This is a genomic window from Cupriavidus sp. FW306-01-F10A (assembly GCF_058782785.1).
On the sequence record NZ_JBYSYA010000002.1, the window covers coordinates 23,196 to 37,848 of the forward strand.

General features: G+C 67.0%; 16 protein-coding genes. 10 read left to right on the forward strand and 6 right to left on the reverse strand.

The features are described from left to right. The first annotated feature begins 179 nt into the window (after window positions 1-179). Together AC3WLF_RS03050 and AC3WLF_RS03055 are read left to right on the forward strand one after the other, a co-directional pair. Window positions 180-1,376 (forward strand): amino acid aminotransferase, encoded by a 1,197-nt coding sequence (locus tag AC3WLF_RS03050; RefSeq protein ID WP_010809033.1) that lies wholly within the window; start codon window positions 180-182, stop codon window positions 1,374-1,376. A 311-nt stretch (window positions 1,377-1,687) separates the two neighbouring features. Next, a complete protein-coding gene (locus AC3WLF_RS03055; protein WP_492320858.1) occupies window positions 1,688-2,947 on the forward strand; it encodes a polyhydroxyalkanoate depolymerase in 1,260 nt (419 codons plus the stop codon). A gap of 52 nt (window positions 2,948-2,999) precedes the next feature. Here the strand turns inward: AC3WLF_RS03055 and AC3WLF_RS03060 are convergent, their stop codons facing one another. Continuing rightward, window positions 3,000-3,635 carry a TetR/AcrR family transcriptional regulator gene (locus tag AC3WLF_RS03060; RefSeq protein ID WP_010809035.1) on the reverse strand — a complete coding sequence of 212 codons (636 nt, stop codon included), beginning with the start codon at window positions 3,633-3,635 and terminating at the stop codon, window positions 3,000-3,002. Window positions 3,636-3,928: 293 nt separating this feature from the next. On the opposite strand from AC3WLF_RS03060, the gene rsxB reads away from it, so the two are divergent. Continuing rightward, window positions 3,929-4,738 (forward strand): electron transport complex subunit RsxB, encoded by an 810-nt coding sequence (gene rsxB, locus AC3WLF_RS03065; protein WP_492357818.1) that lies wholly within the window; start codon window positions 3,929-3,931, stop codon window positions 4,736-4,738. Continuing rightward, on the forward strand, window positions 4,735-5,379 hold the full coding sequence (gene nth / locus AC3WLF_RS03070; RefSeq protein WP_011614905.1) for an endonuclease III: 645 nt from the start codon (window positions 4,735-4,737) through the stop codon (window positions 5,377-5,379). The genes rsxB and nth overlap by 4 nt, the downstream gene beginning before the upstream one ends. Before the next feature lie 15 nt (window positions 5,380-5,394). Here the strand turns inward: nth and AC3WLF_RS03075 are convergent, their stop codons facing one another. After that, window positions 5,395-6,021 (reverse strand): TetR/AcrR family transcriptional regulator, encoded by a 627-nt coding sequence (locus tag AC3WLF_RS03075; RefSeq protein ID WP_492320860.1) that lies wholly within the window; start codon window positions 6,019-6,021, stop codon window positions 5,395-5,397. Window positions 6,022-6,106: 85 nt separating this feature from the next. Between AC3WLF_RS03075 and AC3WLF_RS03080 the strand changes: the two genes are divergently transcribed. The 3 genes from AC3WLF_RS03080 to AC3WLF_RS03090 are packed head-to-tail and all read left to right on the forward strand — an operon-like array spanning window position 6,107 to window position 9,395. Beyond that, window positions 6,107-7,672: a flavin-containing monooxygenase gene (locus tag AC3WLF_RS03080; RefSeq protein ID WP_492357819.1), complete on the forward strand. Its 1,566-nt coding sequence runs from the start codon at window positions 6,107-6,109 to the stop codon at window positions 7,670-7,672. Further along, window positions 7,669-8,652: an alpha/beta fold hydrolase gene (locus AC3WLF_RS03085; protein ID WP_492357820.1), complete on the forward strand. Its 984-nt coding sequence runs from the start codon at window positions 7,669-7,671 to the stop codon at window positions 8,650-8,652. Before AC3WLF_RS03080 ends, AC3WLF_RS03085 begins: the two co-directional genes overlap by 4 nt. Before the next feature lie 17 nt (window positions 8,653-8,669). Further along, on the forward strand, window positions 8,670-9,395 hold the full coding sequence (locus AC3WLF_RS03090; protein WP_492320863.1) for a Coq4 family protein: 726 nt from the start codon (window positions 8,670-8,672) through the stop codon (window positions 9,393-9,395). 79 nt (window positions 9,396-9,474) lie between these two features. Here the strand turns inward: AC3WLF_RS03090 and AC3WLF_RS03095 are convergent, their stop codons facing one another. Together AC3WLF_RS03095 and AC3WLF_RS03100 are read right to left on the reverse strand one after the other, a co-directional pair. Further along, a complete protein-coding gene (locus AC3WLF_RS03095; protein ID WP_010809042.1) occupies window positions 9,475-10,062 on the reverse strand; it encodes a malonic semialdehyde reductase in 588 nt (195 codons plus the stop codon). A gap of 88 nt (window positions 10,063-10,150) precedes the next feature. Further along, entirely contained in the window at window positions 10,151-11,089 is a 939-nt protein-coding gene (locus tag AC3WLF_RS03100; protein WP_492320864.1) for a DMT family transporter, read from the reverse strand. 102 nt (window positions 11,090-11,191) lie between these two features. On the opposite strand from AC3WLF_RS03100, the gene AC3WLF_RS03105 reads away from it, so the two are divergent. Beyond that, window positions 11,192-11,623: a DUF1841 family protein gene (locus AC3WLF_RS03105; protein ID WP_010809044.1), complete on the forward strand. Its 432-nt coding sequence runs from the start codon at window positions 11,192-11,194 to the stop codon at window positions 11,621-11,623. A gap of 133 nt (window positions 11,624-11,756) precedes the next feature. Further along, window positions 11,757-13,049 carry a phospholipase A gene (locus AC3WLF_RS03110; protein WP_492352813.1) on the forward strand — a complete coding sequence of 431 codons (1,293 nt, stop codon included), beginning with the start codon at window positions 11,757-11,759 and terminating at the stop codon, window positions 13,047-13,049. A 15-nt stretch (window positions 13,050-13,064) separates the two neighbouring features. Here AC3WLF_RS03110 and AC3WLF_RS03115 read toward each other — a convergent pair whose 3' ends face one another. After that, window positions 13,065-13,493, reverse strand: a complete 429-nt coding sequence (locus AC3WLF_RS03115) for a thioredoxin family protein (RefSeq protein WP_492357821.1) — start codon at window positions 13,491-13,493, stop codon at window positions 13,065-13,067. An 88-nt stretch (window positions 13,494-13,581) separates the two neighbouring features. Then, a complete protein-coding gene (gene grpE / locus AC3WLF_RS03120) occupies window positions 13,582-14,142 on the reverse strand; it encodes a nucleotide exchange factor GrpE (protein WP_010809047.1) in 561 nt (186 codons plus the stop codon). Between grpE and AC3WLF_RS03125 the strand changes: the two genes are divergently transcribed. After that, window positions 14,141-14,590, forward strand: a complete 450-nt coding sequence (locus tag AC3WLF_RS03125; protein ID WP_492357929.1) for a hypothetical protein — start codon at window positions 14,141-14,143, stop codon at window positions 14,588-14,590. The genes grpE and AC3WLF_RS03125 overlap by 2 nt on opposite strands. Window positions 14,591-14,653: the final 63 nt, after the last annotated feature.

Consider the following 14,653-nt stretch of genomic DNA (forward strand, 5'->3'; position numbering starts at 1 on the left):
CGAATTTACGGGCGGAATTAGGGAAATACCTCAGGAATACGGGGCGAATACGCTAGAATCTTGGGGTTGCCAGCCCCCGCTTCAAGCCGGAAGCGTCACGGGGGCCTGTCAGCCCCCAGCGCAGTCCGAAGCATTCTACGCCTTCCCGTTTTCTTACATAGCCGACCACGAGATTCCAAATGAGTTTGTTTTCTGCCGTCGAGATGGCCCCGCGCGACCCGATCCTGGGCCTCAACGAAGCCTTCAATGCCGATACCCGCCCGACCAAGGTCAACCTGGGCGTTGGCGTGTACTTCACCGACGAAGGGAAAATCCCCCTGCTGCGCGCCGTCCAGGAGGCAGAAAAGGCACGCCTGACCACCGCCACGCCGCGTGGCTACCTGCCGATCGAAGGCATCGCCGCCTATGACCAGGCCGTGCAGACGCTGCTGTTCGGCAAGGAATCGCCGCTGATCACGGAAGGCCGCGTGGTGACGGCCCAGGCACTCGGCGGCACCGGCGCGCTGAAGATCGGCGCCGACTTCCTGAAGCGCCTGTATCCGGACGCCAAGGTCGCCATCAGCGACCCGAGCTGGGAAAACCACCGCGCACTGTTCGAATCCGCCGGCTTCCCGGTGGTCAACTATGCCTACTACGACGCCCCCAGCCACGGCCTGAACTTTGCCGGCATGGTGGAATCGCTGAAGTCGTTCCCGGCCAACACCATCGTCGTGCTGCACGCATGCTGCCACAACCCGACCGGCGTGGACCTGTCGCCCGAGCAGTGGAAGCAGGTGGTGGAACTGGTCAAGGAACGCAACCTGATCCCGTTCCTGGACATGGCCTACCAGGGCTTTGCCGACGGCATCGACCCGGACGGCGCCGCCGTGCGCCTGTTCGCGGACTCCGGCCTGCCCTTCTTCGTGTCGAGCTCGTTCTCGAAGAGCTTCTCGCTGTACGGCGAGCGCGTGGGCGCGCTGTCGATCGTCACCACCAGCAAGGAAGAAGCACAGCGCGTGATGTCGCAGGTCAAGCGCGTGATCCGCACCAACTACTCCAACCCGCCGACGCACGGCGGCACCGTGGTCGCCACCGTGCTGAACAGCCCGGAACTGCGCGCCATGTGGGAAGAAGAACTGGCCGAGATGCGCGACCGCATCAAGCTGATGCGTCATGCGCTGGTGGACAAGCTGGCCGCCAAGGGCGTGCCGGGCGACTTCTCCTTCGTCAAGGCACAGCGCGGCATGTTCTCGTACTCGGGCCTGACCTCGGCCCAGGTGGACCGCCTGCGCAACGAGCACGGCATCTACGCCGTCGGCACCGGCCGCATCTGCGTGGCCGCGCTGAACAGCCGCAACATCGACGCCGTCGTCGATGCGATCGCAGCTGTGATGTAAGAGCCCCAGGCATCGCCACCCGCAGCAGGATGGCGACTGGCGCAAGCGTCACAAAGCAATGCACAAAAAGCGGCTTCGGCCGCTTTTTGCATTTGTTTGCGATTTATCGGCCCAATGTCATCAAGAAATCAGCCTTTTGCCTTATTGTTTTCCGCAGCATTGGAAGTACTTTAAGGTATATGCTGCAGAGCAAGATCGTTAGCACGGTCGTTCGATTAAAGGCATAATCGGCGCCACGATCCCCCGGTGTATTGTCAGTACATTAGTACTTGGTAGTACGTACCTCATAGCTAGACCCAGGCAGAAAAGGCATGCTCTACCAATTGCATGAGTTCCAGCGCTCGATCCTGCACCCGCTGACCGCGTGGGCCCAGGCGACCGCCAAGACCTTCACCAACCCCCTCAGCCCGCTCTCGCTGGTTCCCGGCGCACCCCGCCTGGCTGCCGGCTATGAACTGCTGTACCGGCTCGGCAAGGAATACGAAAAGCCGGCATTCGACATCAAGTCGGTGCGCTCCAACGGGCGCGACATCCCCATCGTCGAGCAGACCGTGTTTGAGAAGCCGTTCTGCAAGCTGGTGCGCTTCAAGCGCTATGCCGACGACCCGGAAACCATCAAGCTGCTCAAGGATGAGCCGGTGGTGCTGGTGGCCGCGCCGCTGTCGGGCCACCATGCCACGCTGCTGCGCGACACGGTGCGCACGCTGCTGCAGGACCACAAGGTCTACGTCACCGACTGGATCGACGCACGCATGGTGCCGGTCGAGGAAGGCGCGTTCCACCTGTCGGACTACATCTATTACATCCAGGAATTCATCCGCCATATCGGCGCCGAGAACCTGCATGTGATCTCGGTATGCCAGCCCACCGTGCCGGTGCTGGCCGCGATCTCGCTGATGGCCTCGGCCGGCGAGAAGACGCCGCGCACCATGACCATGATGGGCGGCCCGATCGACGCCCGCAAGAGCCCCACCGCGGTCAACTCGCTGGCGACCAACAAGTCGTTCGAGTGGTTCGAGAACAACGTCATCTACACCGTGCCGGCCAACTACCCCGGCCACGGCCGCCGCGTCTACCCGGGCTTTTTGCAGCATGCCGGTTTCGTGGCGATGAACCCGGACCGGCACCTTTCCTCGCACTATGACTTCTACCTGAGCCTGGTCGAGGGCGATGCGGATGACGCCGAAGCCCACGTGCGCTTCTACGATGAATACAACGCGGTGCTCGACATGGCCGCCGAGTACTACCTCGACACCATCCGCGAGGTGTTCCAGGAATTCCGCCTGGCCAACGGCACCTGGGCCATCGACGGCAATCCGGTGCGGCCGCAGGACATCAAGAGCACCGCGCTGATGACTGTCGAGGGCGAGCTGGACGACATCTCGGGCGCGGGCCAGACCGCCGCGGCGCACGACCTGTGCGCCGGCATCCCGAAAACCCGCAAGCAGCACCTAAACGCGGCGCACTGCGGCCACTACGGCATCTTCTCGGGCCGGCGCTGGCGCGAAGAGATCTACCCGCAGCTGCGCGACTTTATCCGCAAGTACCACCAGGCCTCGGCCACCAGGTAAGAAAACGCCCGCGATTGCGGGCGTTTCTTCTTGCGGGGCCGGGCCGGGATGCTCAGTGCTTCTTCAGGTAGCTGAGCAGCATTTCCGAGTGCAGCTCGGCAAAGCGCTCATGCTCCTGCTGCGAGGCCACGTCGCGGCCGATCACGGCGCTGATGGTATAGCGGTTGGACAGCACGTAGTAGCCCAGCGCGGAAATCGTCAGGTAGAACTGCGGCACGTCGATATCGTCGCGGAACACGCCTTGTTCCTGCCCGCGCCGGATCACGTCGGCCAGCACATCCACCACTGGGTTGATCAGCTGCTGCAGCTGCGCCGACTTCTTCAGGTGCCGGGCCTCGTGCAGGTTCTCGCTGTTGACCAGGCGGATGAACTCCGGGTGCTCGTAATACCAGTCCCAGACGAAACGCGCCAGCGTGCGCACGCCCTGGACCGGGTCTTCGTCGACCAGGTGGAGCTGCTCCTCGTCGGCGCGGAAATTGGCGTATTGCTTCTCAAGCACCGCCAGGAACAGGCCTTCCTTGCTGCCGTAGTAGTAGTACAGCATGCGTTCATTGGTTTCCGCGCGCCGGGCAATCTGGTCGACGCGGGCGCCGGCCAGCCCCCCCTTGGCGAATTCCTCGGTGGCCGCAGCGAGGATGCGTCGGCGCGTCCCTTCCGGGTCGCGTTTGGTCTTGGGCTCAGTTGACATGGGGTGGCTGGTCGATCGTTGCGCGGATTATGGCATAGGCCGGAATGCGGCAATCCGGCGGTGCGCGCATCATCGCCGTTTCTGCCCGCCGGCGAAATCGGGGATAATCCTTGCGGCGCGATGGCTCGCAGGGGTACACAGAGATCCCGGTGCCGCAGGGTCGCTGGCCTATTGTCCGCCGCCGGGTTCGGCTGTTATGTCGCCAAACCCTCACAGTGCCCCGCAAATTTCGTGTCTTGACCGTTGATCCGGCCTTGGTCCCTGTTTTGTCCCCTGATTTCCTGCCCGTAGTCGTGAATCCCGCCGTCAAATCCCTTGCCGATCGCATCGAAGCGCTGCTGCCCCAGACCCAGTGCACCAAATGCGGCTTCAACGGCTGCCGCCCCTACGCTGAAGCCATGGCCAGCGGCGAAGCCGCCTGCAACCGCTGCCCGCCAGGCGGCGCGCAAGGGATTGTGCGCCTGGCCGCGGTGCTGGGCACCGAACCGCTGCCGCTGGACCCGGAACGCGGCAGCGAACAGCCGCGCGCGGTGGCCCGCATCGACGAGAGCCTTTGCATCGGCTGCACGCTTTGCATCCAGGCCTGCCCGGTCGATGCGATTGCCGGCGCCGCCAAGCAGATGCATACGGTGATCCCTGACTGGTGCACCGGCTGCGACCTGTGCGTGGCGCCCTGCCCGGTCGACTGCATCGACATGGTCCCGGTCACCGGCGGGCGCACCGGCTGGGCCGCGTGGTCGCAGGCGCAGGCCGATGCCGCGCACGCGCGCTACCTGGCGCGCAATGCGCGGCTGATGCGCGAGCGCGAGGAAAACGACGCGCGCCTGGCCGCCAAGGCCGCCGCCAAGCTGGCCGCGGTGCAGGCCGAAGCGCCGGAAAACGATGCCGAGCGCGCCGCGCAGGAACGCAAGCGCGCCATCATCCAGGCCGCCATCGAACGCGCCCGGCAGAAGCAGCAGGCCGCGCAGCCGCGCAATACGGAGAACGTCTCGGCTGCGGTGCAGGCCCAGATCGACGCCGCCGAAGCACGGCGCGCGCGCGCGGGGCTTACCAAGCCTGGACCCGGCCAGAACGCCAATACCGACCCGGAAGAAAAACAATGAACGCCGCCAAGTGCCGTGCCATCTTTGAGACGCTGCGCGAAACCAACCCTGCCCCGGCCACCGAACTGGAATACAGCTCGCCGTTCGAGCTGCTGATCGCCGTGCTGCTGTCGGCGCAGGCGACCGACGTCGGCGTCAACAAGGCCACGCGGCGGCTGTTCCCGGTGGCGCATACCCCGCGGCAGATGCTGGACCTGGGCGAAGCCGGCCTCAGCGAGTACATCAAGACCATCGGTCTGTACAAGACCAAGGCGAAGCACGTGATCGAAACCTGCCGCATCCTGGTCGAGCGCCACGGCGGCAAGGTCCCGCCCGAGCGCGAAGCGCTGGAGGCGCTGCCGGGCGTGGGCCGCAAGACCGCCAACGTGGTGCTCAACACCGCGTTCGGCGAGCCCACCATCGCGGTGGACACGCATATCTTCCGGGTAGCGAACCGCACCGGGCTGGCGCCGGGCAAGACCGTGCAGATCGTCGAGCAGAAGCTGCTCAAGTGCGTGCCGCATGAGTTCCTGCACGATGCCCACCACTGGCTGATCCTGCACGGCCGCTACGTCTGCAAGGCGCGCAAGCCCGAGTGCTGGCACTGCGTGATCGAGCCGCTATGCGAGTTCAGGGAAAAGACCCCGGCGCCGCAGCTGTAACCCGGGCCTGGGGTCCTAGTCCGGCTCGTGCGCCAGCACCAGGGCCAGCTGTAGCGCGGTGCGCGCGACCATCTCCACCTCGGGCGCGTAGCCGTGCGTGATCCAGCGCAGGGCGATGTGGACCACCCCGCCCGCCACCCCCGCCGTCAGCAACGGATCGAGCTTGCGTCCCGGCGGCAGCAGCGCTTGCGCGAGCAGCCCGCCGAATTCATCCAGCGAATCCGCCAGCGCCCCGTCGACCAGCTTGCTGACGCCGCGGATTTCCACCAGGAACACCCGCGCTGAACGCGGCTCGCGCTGCAGCGCCCCGAAATAGGCGCGCAGCATGGCCAGCGCGCGTTGCTGACCATCGCCTCCGGCCCCCTCGCCCGCCAGGGCGAGGGTGTGCAGCAAGCGGTGGGTCACCGTTTGAAACGATGCCAGCAGCAAGGCCTCGCTGTTGGCGAACGACTCATAGAAATACCGTTCGGTCAGGCCCGCGGCCTCGCACACGGCCTTGACGGTGGCGTTCTGGTAGCCGCGCTCGCCGTAGACCTGCACGGCCGCGGCAATCAGCTGCACGCGGCGTTGCGCACGTCGTTCTTCGGCTTCGGCGCCACGGTAGCGGCGCGCGGGGGTGAGCTCGGTCGTCATGCGCGCCATTATGACATTCCCTATTGTCAGATTCCTTGCCGGATCGCTTCTGACAATCTATGTTGTCAGAAGCGCCACTCGCCCGGATCCCCCCATGACCGCCTCAAGTCCCGATGACGCAGTCCTTGATGTCCTGATCGTAGGCGCCGGCCTGTCCGGCATCGGCGCCGCGCGCCAGCTGCAAATGCGCTGCCCCGGCAAGCGCTACGCCATCCTGGAGGCGCGCGAGGCCATGGGCGGCACCTGGGACCTGTTCCGCTACCCCGGCATCCGCTCGGATTCGGACATGTACACGCTGGGCTACCGCTTCAAGCCCTGGCGCGGCGCCAAGGCCATCGCCGACGGGCCGTCGATTCGCGCCTACATCCGCGAAACCGCCGAAGAGGCCGGCATCACGTCACATATCCGCTTCGGCCACAAGGTCGTCAGCGCGGCATGGGACAGCGCCGCAGCCTGCTGGACGGTCGAAGCCGAACGCATGGCGGACCACAGCCGTCTGCGCTTGCGCACACGTTTGCTCTATGTGTGCGCAGGCTATTACAGCTATGCCGAGGGCCACCGGCCCGAATTTGCAGGCGAAGCGCAATTCCGCGGCAGCATGGTGCATCCTCAGTTCTGGAACGAATCGCTCGACTATGCCGGCAAGCGCGTGGTGGTGATCGGCAGCGGCGCCACGGCGGTCACGCTGGTGCCGGCCATGGCGAAAAGCGCCGCGCACGTGACGATGCTGCAGCGCTCTCCCACCTATATCGTGACGCGCCCCGGCGAGGACGCCATCGCCCACAAGCTGCGCCGCGTGCTGCCGGAGCGGCTGGCCTACGCCGCCACGCGCTGGAAGAACGTGCTGCTGGGCATGATGTTCTTCCAGCTGGCGCGGCGCCGGCCGGATCGCGTCAGGCAGCGCCTGATCGGAATGGCGGCAGCGCAACTGGCGCCAGGCTATGACGTCGGCACCCACTTCACGCCCCGCTACCGGCCGTGGGACCAGCGCCTGTGCCTGGTGCCCGACGGCGACCTGTTCCGCGCGATCCGCGACGGTCACGCATCGGTGGTGACCGACACCATCGACCGGTTCACCGAGGACGGCATCGTGCTGGCCAGCGGCAAGACGCTGGCTGCGGATGTCGTGGTGGTGGCCACCGGCCTCAAGCTGAACATGCTGGGCGACATCGCGCTCAGCGTGGACGGCCAGCCGCGCCGCCCCGCCGAATGCCTTGCCTACAAGGGGATGATGCTGAGCGATGTGCCCAACCTGGTGCTGGCCTTCGGGTACACCAATGCCTCGTGGACGCTCAAGGCCGACCTCACGGCCGAGTACGTCTGCCGCCTGCTGCGTCATATGGATCGCCACGGCCACCGCATTGCCGTGCCGCGCGCCCCCGCTGACGTAGAGCCGACCCCGTTCCTGGATTTCACCTCCGGCTACGTGCAGCGTGCCGCCACCGTGCTGCCCCGGCAAGGTCATCGCAAGCCCTGGCGCGTGCACCAGAACTACCTGAAAGACCTGCTGACGATCCGGCACGGGCGCATCGCAGACGGCGTGTTGCAGTTCGATGTCCCGCCTCCCTCTCCCTTGGCACACCGGGCGCACCGGGACGGCCAGGACACCACCGACAACAACCCGGTGCCGGCCGTTGCCGCCAGCGAGGTGCAATCATGACCATCGTCCTGACCGTTTTCGCGGTGCTGATCGGGCTGATCCTGGTGCTGGGCGCGTCGCTCTATCTGTACACGTGGCGCACCGCCCGGCGCATCGAAGCCGCCATGCCGCCGCACGGCCGCTTTGTCGACGTGCCCGGCGCGCGGCTGCACGTGGTGGAGCGCGGCCAGGGCCCGGCGGTGCTGCTGGTGCATGGACTGTCCGGCCAGTTAGAGAATTTTGGCTACGGCATGATCGGGCCGCTTGCCGAGCACTTCCGCGTGATCGCCGTCGACCGCCCCGGCGCGGGCCACTCCATACGCACGCCGGGCAGCGCCGCGGACCTGCCGGCGCAGGCCGCAGCGCTCGCCGCGCTGTGCGACAAGCTTGGCCTGGAGCGTCCGCTGGTGGTGGGCCATTCGCTGGGTGGGGCGATTGCGCTGGCACTGGCCATCCACCACCCCGAGCGCGTGGGCGGGCTGGCACTGATCGCGCCGCTCACGCACCCGCCCAAGGCGATCTCGCCGGTGTTCCAGGCCATGACCGTGCCCAGCGCGTGGCTGCGCCGGCTGATGGCATGGACGCTGGTGGTGCCGATGTCGATTCGGCGCCGCGATGCCGTGATGGACATCGTGTTCGGCCCGGACCCGGTGCCGGACGACTTCCCGACGCGCGGAGGCGGGCTGCTGGCGCTGCGGCCCCGCCACTTCCTGGCCGCGTCCGAAGACCTGATCGGCGCCGCGCAGAGCCTGCCGGCGCTGCTGCACCGCTACGGCACGCTGCGCGTGCCGGTCAGTGTCCTCTACGGCCGCGAAGACCGCATCCTGGATTTTGCCGAGCATGGCGAAGCGCTCGCCGCCAAGGTTCCGGGCGCCACGCTGACATTGGTCAGCGGCGGGCATATGCTGCCGGTGACCGCTATCGACACCAGCGTCGATTTCGTCCGCGACGCAGCCGCCCGGCTGCAAGTACCCGTGCCGGCCCAGGCGCAGATCGCCTGATCCACGGAGCCCCGCCCATGGCCACCACCACCGGTTCCAACCCCTACAAGCACAATGTCTTCGCCGCGTTCCAGGCCGTTCGCAAGCTGATGGCGAACGGCAACGACACAGAGCAGGTGTTCCGCATCATGCGCGCGCTCAACGGGCCGTCCATGCCCCGCAACTTCAACCGGCTGCTGAACACGCCCGACGGGCGGCGCATGGTCTACCAGCGCATCGAGCTGGCGGAGCGCCTGTCCGATCCCGCCTACGTGGCCAGGTTCGCAGCGGGCACGGTGGGCGCGGCCTATCGCGCGTTCCTGGAACAGACCGGCTACAGCGCTGACGGGCTGGCCAAGGTCTCGAACCTGGACCAGGAACCGTTGATCGAGGACGCCTACATGTGGTTCGGCCGGCGTACCCGCGACATTCACGACATCTGGCATGTGCTCACCGGCTACCGGGCCGATGAAAGCCTTGGCGAAGCCGCGCTGGTGGCATTCAGCTATGCGCAGACCGGCGGCAAGGGCTGGGCCTTCATCGCCATCGCGGCGTCGCTGAAAAGCCTGCGCGTGAGCGGCAGCCTGGCCTTTGCGCGGGCCGTGCTGGAGGGCTACCGTCTCGGCCGGCGCGCCCGATGGCTGTTGGGCGAAGACTACGAGAAACTGCTGCACGAACCCATCGACGCGGCCCGCGCGCGGCTTGGCATTGCCGAACCCCGGCGCTACCTGGCCTGCAATCCCGTGCAGGAATGGACGGCCTGAAGCCGCTGCGTGCCAGGCAAAAAAAAGCGACCACAGCGGGTCGCTTTTTTTGTTCAGGCACCGTTGGTGCGCAGCGCGTTCAGACGATGCGGCAGGCTTCGTCGAACGACAGGCGCGGGCCGCGCGGGAACAGCTTGTCGGCCTCGCCGTAGCCCAGGTTGCACAGGAAGTTGACCTGCCACTTGCCGTCGGGGAAGAAGGCCGCGTTGACCTTGTCGGCATCGAAGCCGCCCATCGGGCCGCAGTCCAGGCCCAGCGCGCGCGCCGCCAGGATGAAGTAGCCGCCTTGCAGCGAGCTGTTCATCAGCGCGTCGCGGGCGATCTTCTCGTCGTTGCCGGCGTACCAGGAGCGGGCGTCGGCATGCGGGAACAGCTTGGGCAGCTGGTCGTGGAAGGCGGTGTCGAAGGCGATGATGGCCGTCACCGGCGCCGAACGGGTCTTGTCGACGTTGCCGGCCGACACGCAGTCCACCAGGCGCGCCTTCTCGGCGGCGCTCTTGACGAACACGATGCGCGCCGGGCTGCTGTTGGCAGCGGTCGGGCCGAACTTCATCGCTTCATAGATCTGGTGCAGCACGGCGTCGTCCACGTGGCGGTCCTGCCACACGTTGTGCGTGCGGGCTTCGGTGAACAGCTGCGCCAGCGCGGCGTTGTCGATCTGGGACATGCGCTTCTTTCCTGTACGGGATTTGAGGGAAGGGGCGATTGTACCCAACGCTTTGTGCGCGCCACGACAGCGCCTTTGAGCAACCCGTTCAATTCCCTTGCATATCGGCGCGGGCCGGCGCCGGTGCACTGCCCCGGCGGGTCAGCCACAGCACGCCGGCCAGGATCAGCCCGCCGCCCACGGCCTGCGCCGTGCCGATATGCTCGCCCAGCAGAAACGCCGCCAGCAGCACCGTGACCACCGGCTCCAGCGTCGACAGCATCGACGCCTGCGCCGCGCCCAGCCGCTGCAGGCCGGCGAAGAAGGTCAGGATCGCCAGCACCGTCGACAGCAGCGCGATGCCCGCCAGCGCCAGCCAGCCGCCGGCAGTGGCCGGGAACTGCGGCGGCGCGCCCGCCCCCATCCGCAGCAGGCCGACGGCGCCATAGACCAGCGCCGCCGCGGTACAGATCACCGTGGTGGTGGCGATCGGGTTGATGCCGGCGGTCACGCGCGCGCCGACGATGATATAGACCGAGTAGATCACCGCCGCCGCCAGCCCCAGCGCGATCCCCAGCGGCGTGCCCTCGCCGCCGCCGACGGTCAGTCCGGCGCCCACCGAGCACAGCACCAGCGCGACCACCGCGGCCGTGGTCAGCCGCTCCTTCAGGAAGATGGCCGCCAGGATCGTCACGAACAGCGGATACAGATACAGCAGCAGCGCCACCAGGCTGGCCTGCGCATGGTTGAGCGCGCTGAAGAAGCAGAACGACTGGCCGACATAGCCGATGCCGCCCATCGCCGCCAGCGCCAGCACGCGGCGCCACGGCGGCAAGGCGATGCCGCGCGTGCGCATCACCCAGGCCAATGCCGCCGCGGCCAGCATGAAGCGCACCAGCAGCAGCCCGTAGACATCCGCGCCGGCCGCGTAGGCAAAGCGCGCGAAGATCGCCATGGCGCCAAAGGCGCTGGCCGACAGCGCGATCAGCAGCACGCCGGCCAGCTTGTCGCGGGCATGGTCCGTGGCAGTTTGGGCGGAAGCGGTCATCGGGCGGGCGGGAAGTCGGCGATCCCGCATTCTACTTGGCGCCGCCGGCAACAAGCGGCGCCGCCAGCGCGGGCCGCGGCCCTCGTTTACAATGTCGCCACCATGTTTAATCCCTCACGAGAAGAAGTCCGCCGGTTCTTCTGCGATGCCTGGCAGAAGCAGCTCACAGGCGGCGTGCTGACCCCGCTGGAAGCCATCGCCGTCGACTGGATCGGCGAGCACCCCGAGTACCACGGCCTGCTGCGCGACACCGAAGGTGCGCTGTCGCAGGACTACACACCCGAGCAAGGCCAGACCAACCCCTTCCTGCACCTGTCGATGCACCTGTCGATCTCCGAGCAGGTCTCGGTCGACCAGCCGCGCGGCATCCGCCAGGCCTATGAGGCGCTGGCACGCCGGCTGGATTCCCCGCACGAAGCGCAGCACCAGGTGATGGAATGCCTGGGCGAAATGCTGTGGCAGGCACAGCGCACCGGCCAGCCGCCCGACGGCGACCACTACGTCGATTGCGTCAAGCGCCGCGCCAACCGCTAAGTCCGGTACGCGTCACGCATCAAGTGCAGCGTACAATTCGTCACACCCCTCAGATGGGTGCGTGGTAGGCTTTGCGGGTCTGAATTTTCCCCAGCCGCGTTGCCGTCACATGGCGGCGCGGTGCCCGCAAGTCATGTCCCGTATTGCCCTCCCCCGCCGGCGCCGGCTCGCGCCCGCCGGCCGCGCCGTTGCCCCGCTCTGCCTGTCGCTGATGCTGGCCTGGCCCCTGGCCGGCCACGCCGGCGTGGCGCTGTTGCAGCCGCCGCGCGTGATCGACGGCAACCAGCCGCTGACGCTGACGCTGGTGGTCAGCGCCGACGACGCCACGCGCCGCTACCGTATTCCCGACACGCTCGAAGTGACCGCCTCGGGCGACCTGCAGGCGCCGGTGCGGCTGGTGCTGTGGCGCGAGGTCTCGGGCCCGGCCGTGGTCAACCTGCGCCGCGGCGAGCACCGCGCGATCCGCTACACGGTGGCGCTGCCGCCGGCCCTGCGCGGCCAGGTGCGGCTGGATGCCACCGGCATCGACGCCGCGCCGGTGCTGGTGACGCTGAACCGCCTGCCGCGGCCCGGTGAATCCGCCACCGCTGAGCCGCCGGTTGCCGGCAAGGCGCTGGCAGCGAACGGCTTGGAGCCGGCCACCGAAGCCGCCGTGCCGGTGACCCCGGTCACCACCGCCGACGCTGCCGCACCCGCTCCGGCCGACCTGCGCGACAGCGCCCGGCTGTCGTTCCATGACCCGATGTATTTCATGGTCGGCGCGCATGACGGGGCCAACGCCAAGTTCCAGCTGAGCTTCAAGTACCGCCTGTTCCAGGGCGAAGATCCGGCGTCGAAGCGTCTGTTCGACAACCTCTACGTGGCCTACACCCAGTTCTCGCTATGGGACCTGTCCGAGCAGTCCAAGCCGTTCCGCGACACCAACTACCGGCCCAGCCTGTTCTATTACCTGTCGGATACCGGCGTGCGCAACAATGCCATCAGCCGGCTGTCGCTGGCGGCCGGCCTGGAGCATGAATCCAATGGCCGCGACGGCGACGACTCGCGCAGCATCAATACGGTCTTCGTCAAGCCGACCTTCTACTTCGGCGACCAGAACGACTGGCACTGGCGTGTCGCGCCCAAGCTCTATGCCTACGTGGAAAAGGGCGAAAACCCCGACATCGCCCACTACCGCGGCTTCATGGACCTGGGCATTGCCTACGGGCGCCCGGACTCATGGGAGTTCTCCGCCACGCTGCGCAAGGGCACGCGCAAGTGGTATGGCAGCGTCGACGCGCAGCTGACCTACCCGATGGCGCGGCTGATCCCCGGCACCGCGGGCTACCTGATGGCGGGCTACTTCGTCGGCTATGGCGAGAGCCTGCTGGACTACAACCACAAGCTGCCGTGGCAGTTCCGCATCGGCTACTCGCTGTCCCGCTGAACCCGCTGAACCCACTCAGCCGGCCAGCGGCTTGCCGCTGGCCTTGAGCCGCGCATTGGCCACCGCGGCGGCAAACTGGCCGTGGCCATGCCAGCCGGTGGCGCGGCCCAGCTTCTTGCCGTTCCGGAAGAACATGAACACCGGGATGCCATGCAGGCCAAAGCGCCGGCCCAGCCCGGGATGCGCGTAGACGTTGGCATGCAGCCAGCGCAGTTCCAGCGCGCGGATCGGTTCGGGGTTGGCCAGCATGGCCTTCTTGGCCATCTCGCAGTTGAAGCAGTCCTCCCCCCAGAAGAACACGCACACCAGCGCGTCGCCCGCAGCGGCGATGGCGGCGTCGATGCTGCCGTCATCGGCCTCGCGCATGCCGAATGCCTCGAAGGCGCGGTGGTCGAGGTGGGGGGCCGGGGATGTCGCCGGGCCGACGCCTGGTTCAGTGGTCATGCTCGCTCCAGAATGACAAACGCCCGGGCCAGCCGGCACCGGGCGTCAGGTCGCGATCCAGGACGGCACGCCGCCGCCCCAGGCGGCCTTATTTCGGTGCCGCCACCGTCACCAGAGCCGGCCGCAGCACGCGCTCGGCAATGGTGTAGCCGCGCTGGAGCACGGTCACCACGGTATTGGGTTCCTGGTCCGCCGGCACCATCGAGATGGCCTGGTGGCGGTGCGGGTCGAATTTCTCGCCCACCGGGTTGAGTTCAACGATCTTGCCGCGCTCAAAGGCGGCGGCCAGCTGGCGCGCGGTCAGCTCGACGCCTTCGCGCAGCTTGGCGATATCGCCCGAGCCGTCGGCCAGCGCGGCCTGCAGGCTGTCCATCACCGGCAGCAGGTTGTCGGCGAAGTTCTCGATGGCGAACTTGTGCGCCTTGGCGACATCTTCCTGCGCCCGGCGGCGGATGTTCTCGCCCTCGGCAACGGCGCGCATATACAGGTCGTAATGCTCGCGCGCCTTGGCTTCCAGGGCGGCCAGCTGGGCCGCCACGTCGTCGACGGCAGCGGTTTCCGGCGCGCCGGCCTCCTGGCTGGCGTTGGCCGCCTCATCGCCAGCGGGCGTAGGCGTCTGGGTGGTTGGCGTCTGCTTCTGTTCTTCCATGTCGATCCGTATCAATGCATTGTCGCGGCCCGCCGTGGGCCTGGCCGCGGGTGGTAAATCGGCGCGTGTTCCGTGCAGGTGGTGGCAAGGCGCAGGTTTTCAAGAGTGGCGCTGGCGTGACGCGGAAACACACGGTTACAAAGGCCAGGCCTATGCAATCGACACCTTATTGCTTTGCCGCATCGCAATCACTAAGATTCTCAGTAATAAAAATGACAAAAATGCCGGGGTTGTGGAGATGGTTCATCTTTGTGCCTCTTCCGGAAGGTTGGCCATGCATAAGCTGCCAGTCGTGACACTCTGCCTTGTGGCCGCATTGGCGGTCATGACCGTCTTTATCTGCCTTTCCGGCGCATTCACCCCGCGCGATACGGAGTATGGCAGCGGCAAGGCGGTGTTCAAGCACTACATCGTCCCTATCGTCAGCCAGGAAGTCACGCAGGAATAAGCGCCACCTGGCCCTGATCCAAGCGCGCGGCGGCACCGGGGGCTTCCCGGTGACCGCCGCGTT